This is a genomic window from Rhodopseudomonas palustris BisB18, from assembly GCF_000013745.1.
In the GTDB taxonomy this organism is placed as follows: Bacteria; Pseudomonadota; Alphaproteobacteria; order Rhizobiales; family Xanthobacteraceae; genus Rhodopseudomonas_A; species Rhodopseudomonas_A palustris_F.
In genome coordinates this window covers 579,361-596,218 of sequence record NC_007925.1, presented here as the reverse complement: position 1 = coordinate 596,218, position 16,858 = coordinate 579,361, and the positions used below count along the sequence as shown (strand labels likewise).

Annotated in this window: 13 protein-coding genes; 3 read left to right on the top strand and 10 right to left on the bottom strand. The window is 65.4% G+C overall.

Features of this window, described 5'->3' with window-relative positions; genetic code table 11:
• Nucleotides 1-13 precede the first annotated feature (13 nt).
• From RPC_RS25325 to RPC_RS02750, 5 genes are all read right to left on the bottom strand, one after another.
• Entirely contained in the window at nt 14-1,111 is a 1,098-nt protein-coding gene (locus tag RPC_RS25325) for a CarD family transcriptional regulator (protein WP_011471031.1), read from the bottom strand.
• Nucleotides 1,112-1,265: 154 nt separating this feature from the next.
• Entirely contained in the window at nt 1,266-1,604 is a 339-nt protein-coding gene (gene fdxA / locus RPC_RS02765) for a ferredoxin FdxA (RefSeq protein WP_011471030.1), read from the bottom strand.
• A 73-nt stretch (nt 1,605-1,677) separates the two neighbouring features.
• The gene (locus tag RPC_RS02760; protein ID WP_011471029.1) at nt 1,678-1,947 is read right to left on the bottom strand and encodes an RNA-binding S4 domain-containing protein; all 270 of its coding nucleotides are present in this window, start codon (nt 1,945-1,947) and stop codon (nt 1,678-1,680) included.
• A 53-nt stretch (nt 1,948-2,000) separates the two neighbouring features.
• Nucleotides 2,001-5,510 (bottom strand): helicase-related protein, encoded by a 3,510-nt coding sequence (locus RPC_RS02755; protein ID WP_011471028.1) that lies wholly within the window; start codon nt 5,508-5,510, stop codon nt 2,001-2,003.
• A 370-nt stretch (nt 5,511-5,880) separates the two neighbouring features.
• Nucleotides 5,881-6,882 (bottom strand): DUF3108 domain-containing protein, encoded by a 1,002-nt coding sequence (locus RPC_RS02750; protein ID WP_011471027.1) that lies wholly within the window; start codon nt 6,880-6,882, stop codon nt 5,881-5,883.
• A gap of 223 nt (nt 6,883-7,105) precedes the next feature.
• Here RPC_RS02750 and rpmB point away from each other — a divergent pair, with 223 nt between their 5' ends.
• Both rpmB and RPC_RS02740 read left to right on the top strand, forming a co-directional pair.
• Nucleotides 7,106-7,411 carry a 50S ribosomal protein L28 gene (gene rpmB, locus RPC_RS02745; RefSeq protein ID WP_011471026.1) on the top strand — a complete coding sequence of 102 codons (306 nt, stop codon included), beginning with the start codon at nt 7,106-7,108 and terminating at the stop codon, nt 7,409-7,411.
• Between the two features lie 337 nt (nt 7,412-7,748).
• A complete protein-coding gene (locus RPC_RS02740) occupies nt 7,749-10,901 on the top strand; it encodes a PAS domain S-box protein (protein WP_011471025.1) in 3,153 nt (1,050 codons plus the stop codon).
• Between the two features lie 34 nt (nt 10,902-10,935).
• Here RPC_RS02740 and RPC_RS02735 read toward each other — a convergent pair whose 3' ends face one another.
• The 5 genes from RPC_RS02735 to RPC_RS25890 all read right to left on the bottom strand — a co-directional run bounded on the left by RPC_RS02735 (nt 10,936) and on the right by RPC_RS25890 (nt 16,058).
• On the bottom strand, nt 10,936-11,934 hold the full coding sequence (locus RPC_RS02735) for an esterase-like activity of phytase family protein (protein ID WP_011471024.1): 999 nt from the start codon (nt 11,932-11,934) through the stop codon (nt 10,936-10,938).
• Nucleotides 11,935-12,262: 328 nt separating this feature from the next.
• On the bottom strand, nt 12,263-14,164 hold the full coding sequence (gene cobT / locus RPC_RS02730; RefSeq protein WP_011471023.1) for a cobaltochelatase subunit CobT: 1,902 nt from the start codon (nt 14,162-14,164) through the stop codon (nt 12,263-12,265).
• Between the two features lie 2 nt (nt 14,165-14,166).
• On the bottom strand, nt 14,167-14,667 hold the full coding sequence (locus RPC_RS02725) for a DUF29 domain-containing protein (RefSeq protein ID WP_011471022.1): 501 nt from the start codon (nt 14,665-14,667) through the stop codon (nt 14,167-14,169).
• A 123-nt stretch (nt 14,668-14,790) separates the two neighbouring features.
• Complete coding sequence (cobS, locus tag RPC_RS02720; RefSeq protein WP_011471021.1) at nt 14,791-15,786, bottom strand: cobaltochelatase subunit CobS; 996 nt, start codon at nt 15,784-15,786, stop codon at nt 14,791-14,793.
• A gap of 110 nt (nt 15,787-15,896) precedes the next feature.
• Nucleotides 15,897-16,058, bottom strand: coding sequence for a hypothetical protein (locus tag RPC_RS25890; RefSeq protein WP_157043113.1), 162 nt, complete (start codon nt 16,056-16,058; stop codon nt 15,897-15,899).
• Nucleotides 16,059-16,086: 28 nt separating this feature from the next.
• Here RPC_RS25890 and RPC_RS02715 point away from each other — a divergent pair, with 28 nt between their 5' ends.
• Nucleotides 16,087-16,722 (top strand): DedA family protein, encoded by a 636-nt coding sequence (locus RPC_RS02715; RefSeq protein WP_011471020.1) that lies wholly within the window; start codon nt 16,087-16,089, stop codon nt 16,720-16,722.
• Nucleotides 16,723-16,858: the final 136 nt, after the last annotated feature.

Here is a 16,858-nt window from a genome sequence, read left to right as displayed (position 1 = left end):
CCGAAGCGTGCGCTTACGCTGCCTCGTCCGCGGCAACATCGTCGCCATCGGTCTCAGCTTCGGCATCCGCGTCGGCTTCGACCTCGGTCTTGGCGCCGCGGCGCGGGCTCTTGGCGAGCTGGCCTTCGACTTCCTTGACCGCTTCGGTTTCGGTGACGTGCTGCACCACCGCGATTTCCCGCGAGAGCCGATCCAGCGCCGCTTCATAGAGCTGGCGTTCACTGTAGGACTGCTCGGGCTGCGAATCCGACCGATACAGATCGCGCACCACCTCGGCGATCGCAACGATATCGCCGGAATTGATCTTGGCTTCGTATTCCTGGGCGCGGCGCGACCACATCGTTCGCTTGACCCGGGCGCGGCCTTTCAGCGTCTCCAGCGCCCGCTTCACCAAAGCCGGCTCCGACAACTTGCGCATGCCGACATTCGCCACTTTGGCGGTCGGCACCCGCAACGTCATCTTGTCCTTCATGAAGTTGATCACGAACAGCTCAAGCTTGGCGCCTGCGATTTCCTGCTCTTCGATCGCCAGAATCTGGCCGACGCCGTGCGCCGGATAGACCACGAATTCGTTGGTCTTGAAGCCCTGGCGCTGCGTCAAAGGCTTCTTCGCCTCTTCGACGCGCGGCGCCGCAGCCGCGGGCTTGGCCGCAGGCTTTGCAGCGGCCGCGACCGGCTGCTTGCTGGCGACGACGGGCGGCTTGGCGACCGCCGGCTTCGCGGCCGCTTTCGGGGCGGCTTTCGGCGCGGCGGCTGTCGGCTTCACGGTCGTTTTCGCAGTCGTTTTTGGCATTGCACTTCTTTTGTTTTTGGAGGACTTGGCTGCCGACGCCTTTGAGTTCGACGACGAAGAAGAACTCGACGACGAATTCGACGACTTGGAAGCCTTGGCGGAGGCCTTCTTGGAATCCTTGGCGGCGGCCCGGGCGGCTGTCCGGGAACGTGTCTTCGTCGCACTACGGCTGGCCGCAGCGGCTTTTTTCACACCCTTGGAAACACTCTTTTTACGCGTTTTCTGTGACACAGCCTGCGCGTGGACGGCCACGCCCCTGTTCGATGTTTGCGCAGGACTCCTGATGCACAAAAGCGGTCGTGACCGGGTTCTGCTCATGAATGTGCCTAAAATAGCACATTTCCCGCAAAAATCAATGATTTATGCGAAATTGTGACATCGTCCCGCCAACACGGTAGCGGGATCATCGAACAGGGTTAAGTTCGTCGGACGATAATGGTTCAGTGGCACCGACTATTGCGGCGCGCCGATCTCAATCGCCGGTTCCGGGCTCCGCCGAGAAGTACTTGTCGAACTTGCCTTCCACGCTTTCGAATTCCTTGGCGTCGGCGGGCGCGTCCTTTTTCTGGGTGATGTTGGGCCAGGTCTTGGAATATTCGGCGTTGACTTCGAGCCACTTCTCCAAGCCCGGCTCGGTGTCCGGCTTGATCGCATCCGCGGGGCATTCGGGCTCGCAAACGCCGCAGTCGATGCACTCGTCAGGATGGATGACCAGCATGTTGTCGCCTTCGTAGAAACAATCCACGGGGCAGACTTCGACGCAGTCTGTGTATTTGCATTTGATGCAGGCTTCAGTGACGACGTAAGTCATCCAACGCTCCGGAATAGTCCAAATTTTGAGTGTTGGCCTACCGCAGGCGCCGCGACGCCGCAAGAGAAGATGCCTAGACTTCGGGCTTTTGCAGGTCGGTATATAGTCCAGTAGCCGCATTGGCATCGCCTCGGCGCGCGGCGAATGCCTCCACCTTGAGCAGGCGAACGGTGCGATCCAGGCTGACGGTCAGCACGTCGCCGCGCTTCAGCAGATGGCCGGGCGCCGTTTGCCGGCCACCATTGACGCGAACGTGACCGGCTTCGACCAGCGCAGCGGCGCTGGTTCGGGCTTTGACCACCCTTGCATGCCACAGCCATTTGTCGAGACGCTGGCGCTCCAATCCACACCACTGTCACTCGGACGGACCGGTTGATTGCCGGAGCCCGGCCGCGCTTAATCCTTGCGGTTGGCGGTGAGCTGCTCTTTCAGCGCGGCGAGTTTGGCGAACGGCGAATTCGGGTCGGCGACCCGCTCGCGTTCGCGCGGCGCGCTGGAGGAGAATACCCGCGGCGCGCGGTCGCCGGAGTCGCGTCCTTCGCGACCTTCCCGGCCGCCCTTGCCGCCCTGGAACTTGTCCTTGCCGCGGCCCCCTTTGCCCTGGAAGCGCTCGCGGTCCCGTGGCGGGCGCGGAGCTTGCGCCGGCCGCGCATCGGGCGTGCCCTCTGCCGCAGGCGCATCCGCAGCGGCCGCGACCGGCGCGTCGGTGCGGGGCCGGCGGAACTCCGGCTTGCGGTCGCGTCGTCCGCGGTTCGGACGATCGCCCTTGCCTTGCTCGGCCTCACCGGCTTCGCCGGCGCTGGCCGGCTGGCCGGCCTGCGCCGCGCGATCAGGATTGCGATAGCGGTTGCGATCGTGCCGCGGCCGGTGATCGTCGGCGCGGCCACCGGGCCGCCAGACCTCGACCAATTCCGGCACCGCGACCGCGGCGTCGGCGGCCAATGCGGGATCGGAGCCCGCCACCACAGCCGGGTCGGCCTCGGCCGTCGTCAGAACGGCAACGGCTTCGGTGGCGATGGCTTCGCTGCCAGGGGCATCGGACGTCGGAGTGTCGGCGGCTTCGCTGACCGTTTCGGCGCTGGCGCTCTCTGCCGGAGCTTCGGCGTCCGGGCTGACAACCTCGGCCGCGATCTGCGGCGCAGCTGTGGGTTCGGCCACAGCCGGCACTTCGCCGGCCGATTCGGTGAGCGCGGGATCGAGCGGCGGCGCCTCGGTGACGGCCTCCTGCACAGCCGCACCGATATCTGCGGCCGCGGCGTGCTCCGGGTCGGCGATCGCGGCGTCCGTTGCCGAGGTCTCCGACACGATGGTCTCGGCGACCGTCGCGTCAGGCGCAGCTTGATCGGCAACCGTCGTTTCTGTTGGATTCGCCTCGGGGTCTGTTGCTTCAACAGGCGCCGTCTCCACCACGACGGGCTTCGGCGGTGCCGGCGGCAACGGCGGCTTCTTTTCCATCCGATAGCCGAGCGCGCGCAGGATCGAGGCGAAATCTTCGCCGGCCGAGCCGGTCAGCGAGGTCATCGCCTGCGTCACGATGAAGCCGCGACCGTCGAACGCCCCGGCGGGCTTTTCGCCGGGCGAGGTCTCGCGCCACGACAGCGCCGGCCGAATCAGGTCGGCGAGCCGCTCCAGAATATCGACGCGCACCGCGCGCTCGCCGCATTGCCGGTAGCCCAGCGTGCGATAGGCGTCGCGGTCGAGCTGCTTGTCGACCGGAAACGAGGTGCGGCCGGAGCCGGCCAGATGCTGGGCGCCGGACAGCGCCGACAAATCGACCTGATCGCGCTTCTGAACCCATAACAGCGAAGCCAACGAGCGCGCCGCGGGCTTCAGCAGCGAGGGCAGATAGATGTGGTAGGCGCCGAACCGCACGCCGTATTTGCGCAGCACCGCGCGCGAGGCCTGGTCGAGGTCTTTCATCTCGGCGGCGATCTTGGAGCGCTCCAGCACGCCGAGCGCTTCGATCAGCTGAAACGCGATACCGCGGGCGATCCCGGTGACGTCCTCGGCCTTGGCGAGGTCGAACAGCGGTCCGAGCAGTTTCTCGACATGGGTCTTCAGCCACAGTTCGAGACGGGTCTGCACCGCTTCGCGCGCAGCCCCCGCCAGCCGGTCGTCGGCGACGATGCGCAGCCGCGGATGCAGCGCGTCATCGGCCGCGACCAGCTTGGCGACGGCGTCGCCGGTCCAACGGACGGTGCCGTCGGACGCCAGCACGAACTGATCGTCGGGCGCAGCCGCCAGCTTTTCGGCCCGGCTTTCGATCTCGCCGGCCAGCGCCTTCAGCGCCGCGGCCTGCAAGGCCTTGGCGTCGGAGCCTGCTTCGGCAGCATCCGGCGCAAACGTGAACCCATCGAGACGGCCAATCACATGGCCCTCTACGATCACTTCGCCGGTCTTTCCAATTTCGGTGTTCAACATCGTGTTTTCCCGCAGGCGGCGCATCAATACACTGGTACGGCGATCAACGAAACGTTCTGTTAGGCGTTCGTGGAGCGCATCGGACAATTTATTTTCGAGGTCTCGCGAGATGCCCTGCCAGTGCTCGGGGTCTGCCAGCCAGTCCGGACGATTGGCCACGAAGGTCCAGGTTCGGATCTGCGCGATCCGTCCGGACAACGTGTCGATGTCGCCATCGGTTCGATCCGCCTGGGCGATCTGGGTCGCAAACCATGCATCCGGAATTCTGCCTTTCCGCATCAAATAGCCGAACAGCGTCGTCACGAGCTCGGCGTGCGCCGCCGGCGCGATCTTCCGATAATCCGGAATCTGGCAGGCGTCCCATAGACGTTCGACGGCCGCAGCGCCATGGGCGATGTCGCGAACTTCGCCGTCTCGCGCGGCATGATCGAGCACCCGCAGGTCTTCGGCGATCGGGGCGCGGGTCAGCGCCTCATGGCTTGGGGTCAGCGACAGCGACACCTGCAGCGCGCCGAGCGAGGAAAAATCCAGCCTTGAATTGCGCCATTGCAGCGTTTTCACGCTGTCGAAGGTATGATTCTGCAGCGCGTTGACCAATTCCGGCTCAAACGGCGCACAGCGGCCTGTGGTGCCAAAAGTGCCATTGCGGGTCGCGCGGCCGGCGCGGCCGGCGATCTGGGCGAATTCCGACGGATTCAGCCGGCGGAATTGATAACCATCATATTTGCGGTCGGACGCGAAGGCGACGTGGTCGACGTCGAGGTTGAGCCCCATGCCGACCGCGTCGGTCGCCACCAGATAGTCGACATCGCCCGACTGATACATCGCCACCTGAGCGTTGCGGGTGCGCGGGCTGAGCGATCCCAGCACCACCGCAGCACCGCCATGCTGGCGGCGGATCAACTCGGCGATGGCGTAGACCTCGTCGGCGGAGAACGCCACGATCGCGGTGCGCCGCGGTTGCCGGGTGATCTTGCGGTCGCCGGCGAACTCCAGCTGCGACAGCCGCGGCCGGGTAACGATGCTGGCGCCCGGCAGCAACCGCTCGATGATCGGCCGCATCGTCGCAGCCCCCAGCAGCAGCGTTTCATCGCGGCCCCGCCGGTGCAGGATGCGGTCGGTGAAGACATGGCCGCGCTCCAGATCGGCGGCGATCTGGATCTCGTCGACCGCCAGAAACGACACGTCGAGATCGCGCGGCATCGCCTCGACGGTGGAGACCCAATAGCGCGGCTTCGGCGGCTTGATCTTCTCCTCGCCGGTGATCAGCGCCACCGCGTCCGGCCCCGCCCGGTCGACGATCTTGTTGTAGACCTCGCGCGCCAACAGTCGCAGCGGCAACCCGATCACGCCGGAGGAATGCGCCAGCATCCGCTCGATCGCCAGATGGGTCTTGCCGGTGTTGGTGGGACCGAGCACGGCGGTGACGCCCGCGCCGGGGGCGCGGTCGTTCGCAGAGGCCGATCCTGAAGTTGAAAATGCCATATCGATTGATGATTCCGAATGGAGGACGGGGAGACGGCAGTCAAAGATGTGTCACAATGCGACGCCCGCCAGGTCGAATCTTAAGCTATGGAACGAGTCCGGAACGAATCGCGCCCGAATCGGTGACTCGATGCTCGACGGCAGCCCGCGCCTCAACATCTCGGTCGATCACCTCCGTGCAATACCAGATCAGGGAAGGCGCCGCGACGTCGGAGCCGCGATCGAGGCTCGATCCTTAAGCGCACGCGTTCCGTGATTGCGCCGGGAGTCAACATGATTCCGTGCCTCCTCAAGATGCAGCGAAGCTGCGCGGCAGCGGCGCACGCAAAACAAGATGCCGCCGGGGCGCCGTCGATCGTGGTCGGGCCTGCTATTGGGTCTTGGAGGCCGCTCGCGGCGGCGTTGCCGCAGTGATGAATTGCGTGGCCTCCAGCACCGCATTACCGAGCGGGGTCGGAATCTTCAATCGGAACGGCACCAGGATGCGGGTGCCGGCGATCGGTACCAGCCAGACCTCCATGTCGCGCTGGGCGACCAGATATTTGATCGCCGCACGATCGGCGATGTAGCCGGAGATCGGCGAGAAATAGATCGCGCAGACCAGCGCCGGCCCGCGATAGCCCTTTTCGGCCTTGACGGTGTCCATACGCTTGAAATCGAACCGCAGGTCGTAACGCATCCGGCCGTCGAAAATCGACGTCGTCGTGCGGCAGGACTCGGCGGCGAGCGGATCGCCGCCGCCGGCCACCCGTAACAGCGAGCCCGTCATCGGGTCGAATACGCCGCGGCGATGCGCGTCGGTCACCGGGATGCGGTCGGCATCCACCGGCGGCTCCGGCACGATCGCAAACTCCTTGATGGTGCCGCCGGCCAGCGTCATCCGGATCGATTCCGACTTCCGCGAGGTGGAGGTGGTCGCGTTATAGTTGGTCGGCTGCAGCTGACCATTGAGCACCCGGCCCTGCGACGCACCGGTTCCGTCGCCGCCCGCAAACGCCTTCAGCAGCCCGGACGAACCGCCGCCGGCCGAGGCGGAGTATTGATCGTCGCCGATATCGATCCGCCAGACGCCTTTGCCGACCGGAATTCCGGCCAACGTCGCCTCGTAGCGCGCATCAAGGCTGCCCTGGGCGAGGGCCGGGACGGCCCGCGCCATTGCCATCAAGCCAAGCGAAACCAGCGCGCATCGAGCGGCGCCACGCGCGACGGACGCCAGGATCGCGGAGAGGGAAGATGAAATCACGGCGGAACGAGTCACAAACGGAGATCCTGTGTGACGAGATGGTGCGCCATATGCAAAACTCCACGCCGACCCAAGCCGGCGTAAGGCGCCCCCGCAGCCGCCGCGACAAGCGGGTGCGAACAGCTTCATTCGGGACGGAATACGTCGTTTATATGATTGCAAAGCCGGGCAAATTTCAAGCCGGCCGAGGCCGCCGGGAACCCGGAGGCGCGGCGACGCATGAGCGCCATCGGGCTTCCGCGCTTGACGCTGAACGGCTCTGCCCCTATACGTCCGCGGTTCCTGAAATGGACGTGTTTTTCAACCCCCGCGCCGCCTGTGGGCGATCCGGGGATGACAGAGGATTTTCGCCATGTCTCGGCGCTGCGAACTGACCGCTAAGGGTGCGCAAGTTGGCCATAAGGTCAGCCACTCGAACATCAAGACCAAGCGTCGGTTTCTGCCGAACCTGGTCAACGTCACCTTCCTGTCCGACGCGCTCGGCCGCCCGGTGCGGCTGCGGGTGTCGACCAACGCGCTGAAGTCGGTCGACCATCGCGGCGGGCTCGACGGCTTCCTGCTGAAGGCCAAGGACGCCGAGCTGTCGCCGAAGGCGGTGGACATCAAGCGGCAGATCCAAAAGAAGAAGCTGACTGCCGAACTCGCCGCCCTGGCCTAAGCAGCCACCGGTAACACTGCAGTTTCTTAGAGAATGTTCGACGGCCGGGTCGCAAGACCCGGCCGTTTTGCTTTGCGCTGTGATCCCGGGATGTCGCGGCCTGCGGCGCGCCGGACCGTCAGGGGCTGACATCGCGCTTGCGACGACGAGCGTCGCTCGACACCTCCGCTGACAGCGAGGGATCGCACCGCACCGAATGACGTCGTGCGATCGGACCGACGCGCCGCCTGGTAATACTACGAGGTAGTATAGTTGCCGTATTGAGGCCACGAATCGCGTAGTTTGCCGAGGTCGAGAGGCGCGGCCGCGTACTCGGACAGAACGCGCAGGACCTGCCATGAAATTGTCCACCCGCATGGCATTGGCGATGGTTGCGCTGGTGTCGTTCACGACCATCGCTCTGGGCTTGCTGACTTATCACAGCGTCATGACGCTGATCCTGCCGCGCGCGCTCGACCGGCTGCAAACCCACGCCCGCGTCACCGCCATGTTGCTGGACGCCTCGTTGCGCAGCGCCCGCACCGACGCTGCTATCGCGCAAACCTCCGGGGCGGCGATGATGATGCACCTGCGCAAGCAGTTCGGTGCCGCCCCGGACAAAATCGAAAGCGAATGGAAGGAAGCCACCGCGGAGCGCTTCGCGGCGGAGATGTCCGGCAAGCCCGCCTACGCGCAGATGCGCGTGATCGGGGTCGCCGACGGCGGCATGGAAATCGTCCGTGTCGACCGCACCGGTCCTAACGGCGCGATCCGCATCGTCCCGGACGATGAGTTGACCCGTCGCGGCGACCGGGACTACTTCCTGCAAGGCATCAAAATCGGGCCGAACCAGATTCACATCTCGCGCGTCGAACTCAACAAGAAGGCCACCGGCCTGGAACTTCCTCTGGTCCCGACGCTGCGCACGGTCGCGCCGATCCATCACCCCGATGGCGCGCTGTTCGGCGTCATCGTCATCAACGTCGATCTGCGTCCGGCGATCGCGGAGATCCGCTCCAGCGGCAAACCCAGCGCGCTGGTCTACATGGTCAACGACGCCGGCGATTACTTGGTGAATCCGGATCCCGCGAAGGAGTTTGGCTTCGATCTCGGCAGGCGTTTTCGGATCGGCGACGATTTCCCGGAATTCGCCTCGGCGCTGCAACAAACCGACGCTCGGCCGCGGGTGATGCAAGACCGCGACGGTCAGCGCTTCGGCGTTGGCTGGCAATGGGTGCGGCTTGCCGGCGGCCCGCGAGTTGCCGTGATCGAGGCCTTCCCCTACGGCACGCTGATGAGCGTGCAGACCGCCGTCAGCAATTCGACGCTGATCGGCGGCGCCGCCGCGGTTCTTTGCGCCATCCTGATGGCGGTGGGGGTCGCGCGTTCGCTCACCAAGCCGCTGGTGCAGATCACCAAGGCCGTCGAGGGGTTTTCCCGCGGCGAGATGATTGCGATCTCGGCGACCGGCGGCAACGAGATCGACGTACTGGCCGGAGCCTTCATCCGGATGACCGCGGAGTCGCAGCGCAAGACCGCTGAACTCAACGAGGAGATCGCCGAACGCAGCCGGATCGCCGAGGTGTTGAACAACACGCTCAACAACATGGTCGATCCGGTGCTGATCGCCGGCGCCGACGGTCACGTCATTCTCACCAACTTCGCCGCGCGCAAGCTGTTCGGCAATCCGACCGGGGTCGGCAATATGAACGCGGTGCGGACCTTCGAGCGATTCTATTCCGATGGCGTAACGCCGCTGCCGCCGCAGATGTCGCCGCTGGTGCGGGCGTTCCGCGGCGAGATCGTCGAGAACTTCGAATTCGTTGCGCGGCCGTTGGCGTCCGCGCACAAATCATATTTGGTCGCCAACGGCCGCCCGATCCGCAGCGAGGCCGGGATCCTGCAAGGCGCGGTGATGGTCTATCACGACGTCACTCAGACCAAGAAGGCGCAGGACGAATTGCGCGAAAGCGAGCGGATGGCGCGCGCGATCATCGACACCGCACTCGACGCTTTCGTGCAGATCGATCCCAGCGGGGCGATCACCGAATGGAGCCCGCATGCCGAAACGCTGTTCGGCTGGTCGCGCAACGAGGCGCTGGGAGAGAACATCGGCGTGCTGATCTTCTCACCCGATCAGACGAGCGAGACCAAGACGAACTACCGCAAGTTCATCGACTCGGTCGATCACGGCGGCACCGGCTATCGGATCGAGACCGAGGCGACCCGCCGCGACGGCACCACGATCCAGATCGAGGTGGCGCTGACCGCGCTGGTGCGCAACGGCGGCCATGTGACCAACGCCTTCATGCGCGACCTCACGGAAAAGACCATCGCCGAGCAGCAATTGCGGCAAGCGCAGAAGATGGAATCGATCGGTCAATTGACCGGCGGCATCGCTCACGATTTCAACAACATGCTGACCGTGATCACCGGCACCATCGACATCCTGGGCGCCGCGGTCGCCGACCGTCCGGAATGCGCGACGATCACCAAGCTGATCTCCGACGCCGCCGACCGCGGCGCGGAACTGACGCGCCATTTGCTGGCGTTCGCGCGCAAGCAGCCGCTGCAACCCTGCGAGACCGACCCCAACACGCTGCTCAGCGACCTGCAGAACCTGTTGCGGCCGACGCTCGGCGAACAGATCGAAATCTGCGAGGTGCTGCAGGACGGGGTGTGGCCGATCTTCGTCGATCGCGGCCAGCTCGACGCCGCGCTGGTCAATCTTGCGGTCAACGCCCGCGACGCCATGCCGGACGGCGGCACGCTGACGCTGGAGACCACCAATGTGGTGCTCGACGAGGATTATGTTCGGCGCTACGCCGAAGGCGAGCCGGGACCCTACGTGATGATCACGATCAGCGATTCCGGCTGCGGAATTCCGGAGGCGATCCGCGGCAGGGTGTTCGACCCGTTCTTCACCACCAAAGAAGTCGGCAAGGGCACCGGGCTCGGGCTCAGCATGGTGTACGGCTTCATCAAGCAATCCGGCGGCCATATCACGCTGTACAGCGAAGTCGGGCACGGCACCACGTTCCGCATCTACCTGCCACGCGCCAAGACCGAGCCGCAGTTGGTGGCGCCGTCGGTCAGCGAGGCGGTGGAGGTCGGCGGCAACGAAACCATCCTGATCGTCGAAGACGACGCCATGGTTCGCAACTACGTCACCGCCCAGCTCAAGGGGCTCGGCTACACCACGCTGGCCGCACCCAACGCCGCGGCGGCGCTGGCGCTCAGCGCCGAGGGCGCGTCGTTCGACCTCTTGTTCACCGATATCGTGATGCCGGGCAAGATGAACGGGGTGCAGCTCGCCGCCGAGATGGCGAAGCAGCATCCCTCGCTCAAGGTGTTGTACACCTCCGGCTATTCGGAGAATGCGGTGATCCACAACAACCGGCTCGATCCCGATATCCTGCTGCTCACCAAGCCGTATCGCCGCACCGCGTTGGCCCGCATGGTCAGATTGGCGCTGAGCGCGGCGACCGAACCGGAACGCCGACAGGCCTAGCCAAAGCTGCGTTTGGCGCGACGTCCGCCGCCGATTACTCTTCGAGCAGCGTGAACTGCAGCAGCAGGGTGCGTTGGATCATCGAGAAATTGTCGTCCGAGACCAGGGTGACGACCAGATCGCCGGCGGCGCCGCGATGCACGTCGAGCCCTTCCATGTTGTCGATCTCGTCGCCGAGATCGGCGTCGAAGATCGACGGACCGTCGATCACGGCGCCGGGCGCCAGCGAGCGCAGTGCGATCCGCCTAATCCTGATGCCGGCACCGGTCAGCAGCGAAAACTTGCGCTCCAACACCAGCAATTCCCCGTCCGGCAGCAGGCAGGCGTCGCTGATGTCGAAATCGTCGCGGCGGCGCACGGCGAATGGTCCGGGGGTTTTGCCGCCGATCAGAAAGCCGACGATATTGCCGTCGGCGTCGAGACCGCGTTCCGAAAGCGCGATCAAGGTCCCCGCCATCGGCAGGCCTTTCGGCACCAGCAGCAGCGCCTCGAGACCCTTGTTGCTCGGCAGCTTGCGCAGTGCCGGCGGCGTCGCCAGCACCTCGCCTCTGGCGCGGATGCCGTCGCGGCCGAAATCGAATTTCAGGATCTGCTGCACCCGCTCCAGGCCGACATAGGCGATGCCGTTATCAAGCGCCAGCGACTCGCTGTCGTACCAGCCGCGCGCGGTGATCGGCCGGCCGTCGGCGCCGAGCATCGGTGCGGCCTCGACATCGGCGAGCCCCACCATGTCGCGGCCGCGATAGACGATGCGGCCGGTGAACCAGGTCGCCTTGTCGCTGATCGCGACGAAGCGTTCGCCGCGGTCGTCGAGCCGCAGCGCCGACAGTCCGCCGAAGCCGCGAAACGGCGAGGTGAGGATCAGCCCGCTGCGAAACTGCAACGCGCCGAAGCGGACGTGCGAGGGATCGCGGGTATCGAATGATCTCAGCGGACGGGCGTTGACCTCGATCGCGACCGGCGCGTCGGCGGCATAGTCAGTAGCGACACGTTGCTTGGGGGAGGCGGTTGTTGCGGGCTGCGCCCAAGCCATCGTCGGAATGGCGGCGAGCGACAAACCCGCTGCGACGCCCTCCAGAACACCGCGACGGGTGATGACGGGATGTCGATCCGAGAGCTTTCCCACCTAAGCCGCCATGTGCGTCGGGCGCCGCGGCAACGGCGGCGCGCTCCATCGCCCCGCTCTTGCGGGCAGAGGGGTCGGGTGAGGGGCTATTGCCGGCCGGCGGGCGTGAATGCCCGCGGCGGGCGCCGTGCCTCGCCCCTCGCCCGGCGCTACGCGCCGACCTCTCCCCGCGAAGAGCGGGGAGAGGTGAGGTCGTGCTTGCGGCAAGTTCGGCATTTCGATCGACGAGCCGCGCCTACGAATGCAGCCGCCGGCGGCGGCGGCCGGGCCCGGTCGGCGGCGTCTCGGTTTCGCTGAACAATTCGGCGAGCTTCTCGGTGATCGCGCCGCCGAGTTCCTCGGCGTCGACGATGGTCACCGCGCGGCGATAATAGCGCGTCACGTCGTGGCCGATGCCGATCGCGATCAATTCCACCGGCGAGCGGGTCTCGATCTCCTCGATGATGTGGCGCAGATGCCGCTCCAGATAGTTGCCGGGATTGACCGACAGCGTGGAGTCGTCGACCGGCGCGCCGTCGGAGATCATCATCAGGATCTTGCGCTGCTCGCTTCTGCCGAGCAGCCGCTTGTGCGCCCAGTCCAGCGCCTCGCCGTCGATGTTCTCTTTCAACAAGCCCTCGCGCATCATCAGCCCGAGATTCTTGCGCGCGCGGCGCCACGGCGCGTCGGCGGATTTGTAGATGATGTGGCGCAGATCGTTGAGCCGGCCCGGCAACGCCGGCTTGCCGGCGGCGAGCCAGGCTTCGCGCGACTGCCCGCCCTTCCAGGCCCGGGTGGTGAAGCCGAGAATCTCCACCTTGACGCCGCAGCGCTCCAGGGTTCGCGCCAGGATGTCGGCGCAGGTCGCCGCCACTGTAATCGGTCTTCCGCGCATCGAGCCGGAATTGTCCAGCAGCAGCGTAACCACGGTGTCGCGGAAGGTCGCTTCCTTCTCGCTCATGAACGACAACGGATGGAACGGATCGGTGACCACGCGCGACAGCCGCGCCGGATCCAGCACCCCCTCTTCGAGATCGAAATCCCAGGCGCGGTTCTGCTGCGCCATCAGGCGGCGCTGCAGGCGGTTGGCGAGCCGGGCGACGATGCCCTGCAGATGCGCCAGCTGCTTGTCGAGATAGCTGCGCAGCCGCTCCAATTCGTCGTGGTCGCAGAGGTCTTCGGCGGCGACCACCTCGTCGAATTTCGGCGCGAAGGCGTGATATTCCGGGCCGCGCGGCTCGTTGCCGCCGCGCGAATTCGGTCGCGTCGCTTCGCCCGGGGTCTCGTCGTCGCCGAGTTCACCGTCGTCGAAAGCGTCGCTCATCGAGGCCTGCGCGCTCTCCATGGCGCTGTCGGATGTCTCTTCCGACGACGCCTCGGCCTGGTCGGCGCTCATCTCCTGCGCGGCTTCGCTGTCGGGCGAACCTTCGGCGCCGGATTGATCGTTCTCGCCTTGCTTGTTCTCTTCTTCGGTGTCGTCCTCGTCGGCGTCGGCGTTGCGATCGTCGCCGAGCTCCAACGCCTGCAACAGATCGTGAATCGCGTCGCCGAACTTGGTCTGATCCTCGGCAAACCGCTCGAGCCGGTCGAGCCTAGGCCCGATCTTGTCTTCCAGCACCGGACGCCAGAGGTCGACCATCTTCTTCGCCGCCGCCGGCGGCGCGAGGCCGGTGAGCCGTTCGCGCACCAGCATGGCCAGCGCATCGGGCAACGGCGCGTCGGCGCGGTCGGTGATCTCGTCGAACTTGCCGCGGTGGAAATGATCGTCGAGCATCGCGGTGAGGTTCTTCGCCACCCCGGCCATGCGGCGGGAGCCGAGCGCCTCGACCCGGGCCTGCTCGACGGCTTCGAACACGCCGCGGGCCTGCGGATTGCCCGGCATCAGTTTGCGATGCAGCTTGGCGTCGTGGCAGGCGAGCTTCAGCGCGATGGAATCGGCGTGGCCGCGCACGATCGCGGCGTCGCGCCTGCTCATCTTGCGCGCCGGTTCGGGCAACCGCGCCTTGCCCGGCGATAGCCCTGGGCGCTCGGCGGCGAAGCTGACTTCCAGCTCCGGGGTCTTGGCGATGGCGCGCAGGCACGCGGTCACCGCGCGCTTGAACGGCTCGGTCGGCGCTTCACGCGAGTTGCCGCGGAACTTGCTGTTGGATGTGGTCATGGTTACTCTTCCGGTGAGCGCACGTCATCAAACTCAACGGCACGCGTCAGGATCGCTTCCCAATCATAGGGACAGATCGAGCCGAAAACTTTCGCCGGAAGCCCGGTTTCCTGTTGAGCTTCGTCACGGGCATCAACGTAAGCTTCACCGATCGCTTCTGCGATATGCGGCTTGAGGCTGGGATTCTTCATCAGCACCCGGGCAATATGTCGGCGCTGAGTTCGGATCGAAAATACCCAGCTTCTGGAGCGGTGCGTCGGCTGTTGATCCCACTTCAAAAGATGCAACAGCACAACGCGAATCGCGCTTTCCAGCTTGTCGTATTGCTCGCCGCCCACGTCGGACAACTCCTCGGCAATGTTGTCAGCATCGATCTCGGACAGCCGACCGGCCTTCAACAGCGCGACTTGGTGTTCGACCCAGCCGTAGACATCGTCTTCGTAGCACGGCGACGCGATCGAAGCCGTATTCGACGGGGGGCGGAACTTTGAACTCGTGGTCATCGCCAATCCTCAGACGCGCCTTGATGAACCGAGCCACGCCGCCGGCTCAACGACGCTGTTCACCCCTCACCCGGCTTCGCTTCGCGAAGGCTGCCTCTCCCACGAGGGGAGAGGGGAAGAACCTCAGCTCATCGCCACGTTGACCGAGCTTTCCGGCAATTCGGCGTTGAAGCAGCGCTGATAGAATTCCGCGACCAGCGGCCGTTCCAATTCGTCGCACTTGTTGAGGAAGGTGACGCGGAACGCGAAGCCGATGTCGCCGAAGATCTCGGCGTTTTCCGCCCAGGTGATCACGGTGCGCGGGCTCATCACCGTCGACAGATCGCCGTTGGCGAAGGCGTTGCGGGTCAGATCGGCGAGCCGCACCATCTTGTTGGCGATGTCGCGGCCTTCCGGATTGCGGTAGTGCACGGCTTTCGCCAGCACGATCTCGACTTCCTCGTCATGCGGCAGGTAGTTCAGCGTGGTGACGATCGACCAGCGGTCCATCTGGCCCTGGTTGATCTGCTGGGTGCCGTGATAGAGGCCGGAAGTGTCGCCGAGGCCGATGGTGTTGGCGGTGGAGAACAGCCGGAACGCCGGATGCGGCTTGATCACCTTGTTCTGGTCGAGCAGCGTCAGGCGGCCGGAGACTTCCAGCACGCGCTGGATCACGAACATCACGTCGGGCCGGCCGGCGTCGTATTCGTCGAACACCAGCGCGATATTGTGCTGCAGCGCCCAGGGCAGGATGCCGTCGCGGAATTCGGTGACCTGCTTGCCATCGCGCACCACGATGGAGTCCTTGCCCACCAGATCGATGCGGCTGATGTGGCTGTCGAGATTGACGCGGACGCACGGCCAGTTCAACCGAGCCGCGACCTGCTCGATATGGGTCGACTTGCCGGTGCCGTGGAAGCCGGTGACCATGACGCGGCGGTTCTTGGCGAAACCGGCGAGAATCGCCAGCGTGGTGGCGCGGTCGAACCGGTAATCGGCATCGACATCCGGGACGTGGGCGTCGACTTCGGAATAGGCCGGGACTTCAAGATCACTATCGATGCCGAACACCTGCCGCACCGACACCTTCATGTCGGGCAATCCGGCGGGCTCCTGCGAGGTCGTCATGGCGGCGGTCATCAATCCTCCGTGGTCCCGGACGCGCCCGGGACCGGATAAGCATGTTGCTGCGGTTGAGTGCTTCGGCAAACCTAGCAGAGAGCCGCGATTGGCAGAAGCCCGTCGGAGCATCAAAGTTCCGCTGCGATATCATCAAGATAGGCACGCAGCGCGAAATTTGCCAGGCTGCCTTGCGAATCGCGGCGGTTTGCCGGCCGTTCTGACCCGGAACCGGATTCGCGAACGCCGCTTGCTTTGGCGTGCACCGATGCCGCCAGGCGCGCCTGCAGCATGGCCGACGTCATCGCAAATGGGGGTCAAGTGGGCGCCTTCCTCGACCAATTGATCGCTTTCGCCGGACACCATGCCGGATGGGCCTACCTGACGCTGTTTCTCGCAGCGCTCTTGGAGGCGGTGCCGATCTTGGGCTCGCTGATTCCGGGCTCCACCATCATTCTGGCGTTGAGCGCGCTGGTGCCCGGCGGCCAACTGGCGTTGATGCCGGTGCTGGCCGCGGCGGCGGCCGGGGCGCTGATCGGCGACGGCACGGCCTATTGGATCGGCCGACGCGAGCAACGGCAAATCCTCGAGGCCTGGCCGATGTCGCGTTATCCGGAGCTGGTGGCGCGCAGCGAGGCATTTTTCAAGCGCTTTGGGATCTGGGCAGTGTTCGCGGCGCGTTTCGTGCCGCCGATCCGCGCCTTCGTGCCGGTCACCGCCGGCGCGCTCGGGCTCTCGCCCGCGCGGTTCTTCGCGGTGAATATTCTGGCGATTCTATTATGGGCGCCGGCGCATGTGCTGCCCGGCGTGTTGGCGGCGACCGAACTGGAGAACCCCGGCGGGATCCGGATCCATCATTGGCTGCCGCTGCTGGCCGGCGTGGTGGCGACTTTGGCGCTGGCGGCGTGGGCAGTGCGTTGGTGGCGCAAGAACCATCTGACAAGCCACGACGCCTGACGATGCTTGCGAATGCGGCGGTCGTCATCCTGAGGTGCCCGCAACGCGAGGGCCTCGAAGGATGCGGCTCGCGAGTCCCGCGCGGCTCCGGAGCGCGTGGCTCCATCCTTCGAGACGCCCGACGTTGCGCGATGCG

Bases quoted from the DNA above. Each gene is read 5' to 3' on its own strand.
- RPC_RS25325 (WP_011471031.1), bottom strand. From the start codon at position 1,111: ATGAGCAGAACCCGGTCACGACCGCTTTTGTGCATCAGGAGTCCTGCG.
- fdxA (WP_011471030.1), bottom strand. From the start codon at position 1,604: ATGACTTACGTCGTCACTGAAGCCTGCATCAAATGCAAATACACAGAC.
- RPC_RS02755 (WP_011471028.1), bottom strand. From the start codon at position 5,510: ATGGCATTTTCAACTTCAGGATCGGCCTCTGCGAACGACCGCGCCCCC.
- RPC_RS02750 (WP_011471027.1), bottom strand. From the start codon at position 6,882: ATGAAGCTGTTCGCACCCGCTTGTCGCGGCGGCTGCGGGGGCGCCTTA.
- rpmB (WP_011471026.1), top strand. From the start codon at position 7,106: ATGTCTCGGCGCTGCGAACTGACCGCTAAGGGTGCGCAAGTTGGCCAT.
- RPC_RS02740 (WP_011471025.1), top strand. From the start codon at position 7,749: ATGAAATTGTCCACCCGCATGGCATTGGCGATGGTTGCGCTGGTGTCG.
- RPC_RS02735 (WP_011471024.1), bottom strand. From the start codon at position 11,934: ATGGCTTGGGCGCAGCCCGCAACAACCGCCTCCCCCAAGCAACGTGTC.
- cobT (WP_011471023.1), bottom strand. From the start codon at position 14,164: ATGACCACATCCAACAGCAAGTTCCGCGGCAACTCGCGTGAAGCGCCG.
- RPC_RS02725 (WP_011471022.1), bottom strand. From the start codon at position 14,667: ATGACCACGAGTTCAAAGTTCCGCCCCCCGTCGAATACGGCTTCGATC.
- cobS (WP_011471021.1), bottom strand. From the start codon at position 15,786: ATGACCGCCGCCATGACGACCTCGCAGGAGCCCGCCGGATTGCCCGAC.
- RPC_RS25890 (WP_157043113.1), bottom strand. From the start codon at position 16,058: ATGCTGCAGGCGCGCCTGGCGGCATCGGTGCACGCCAAAGCAAGCGGC.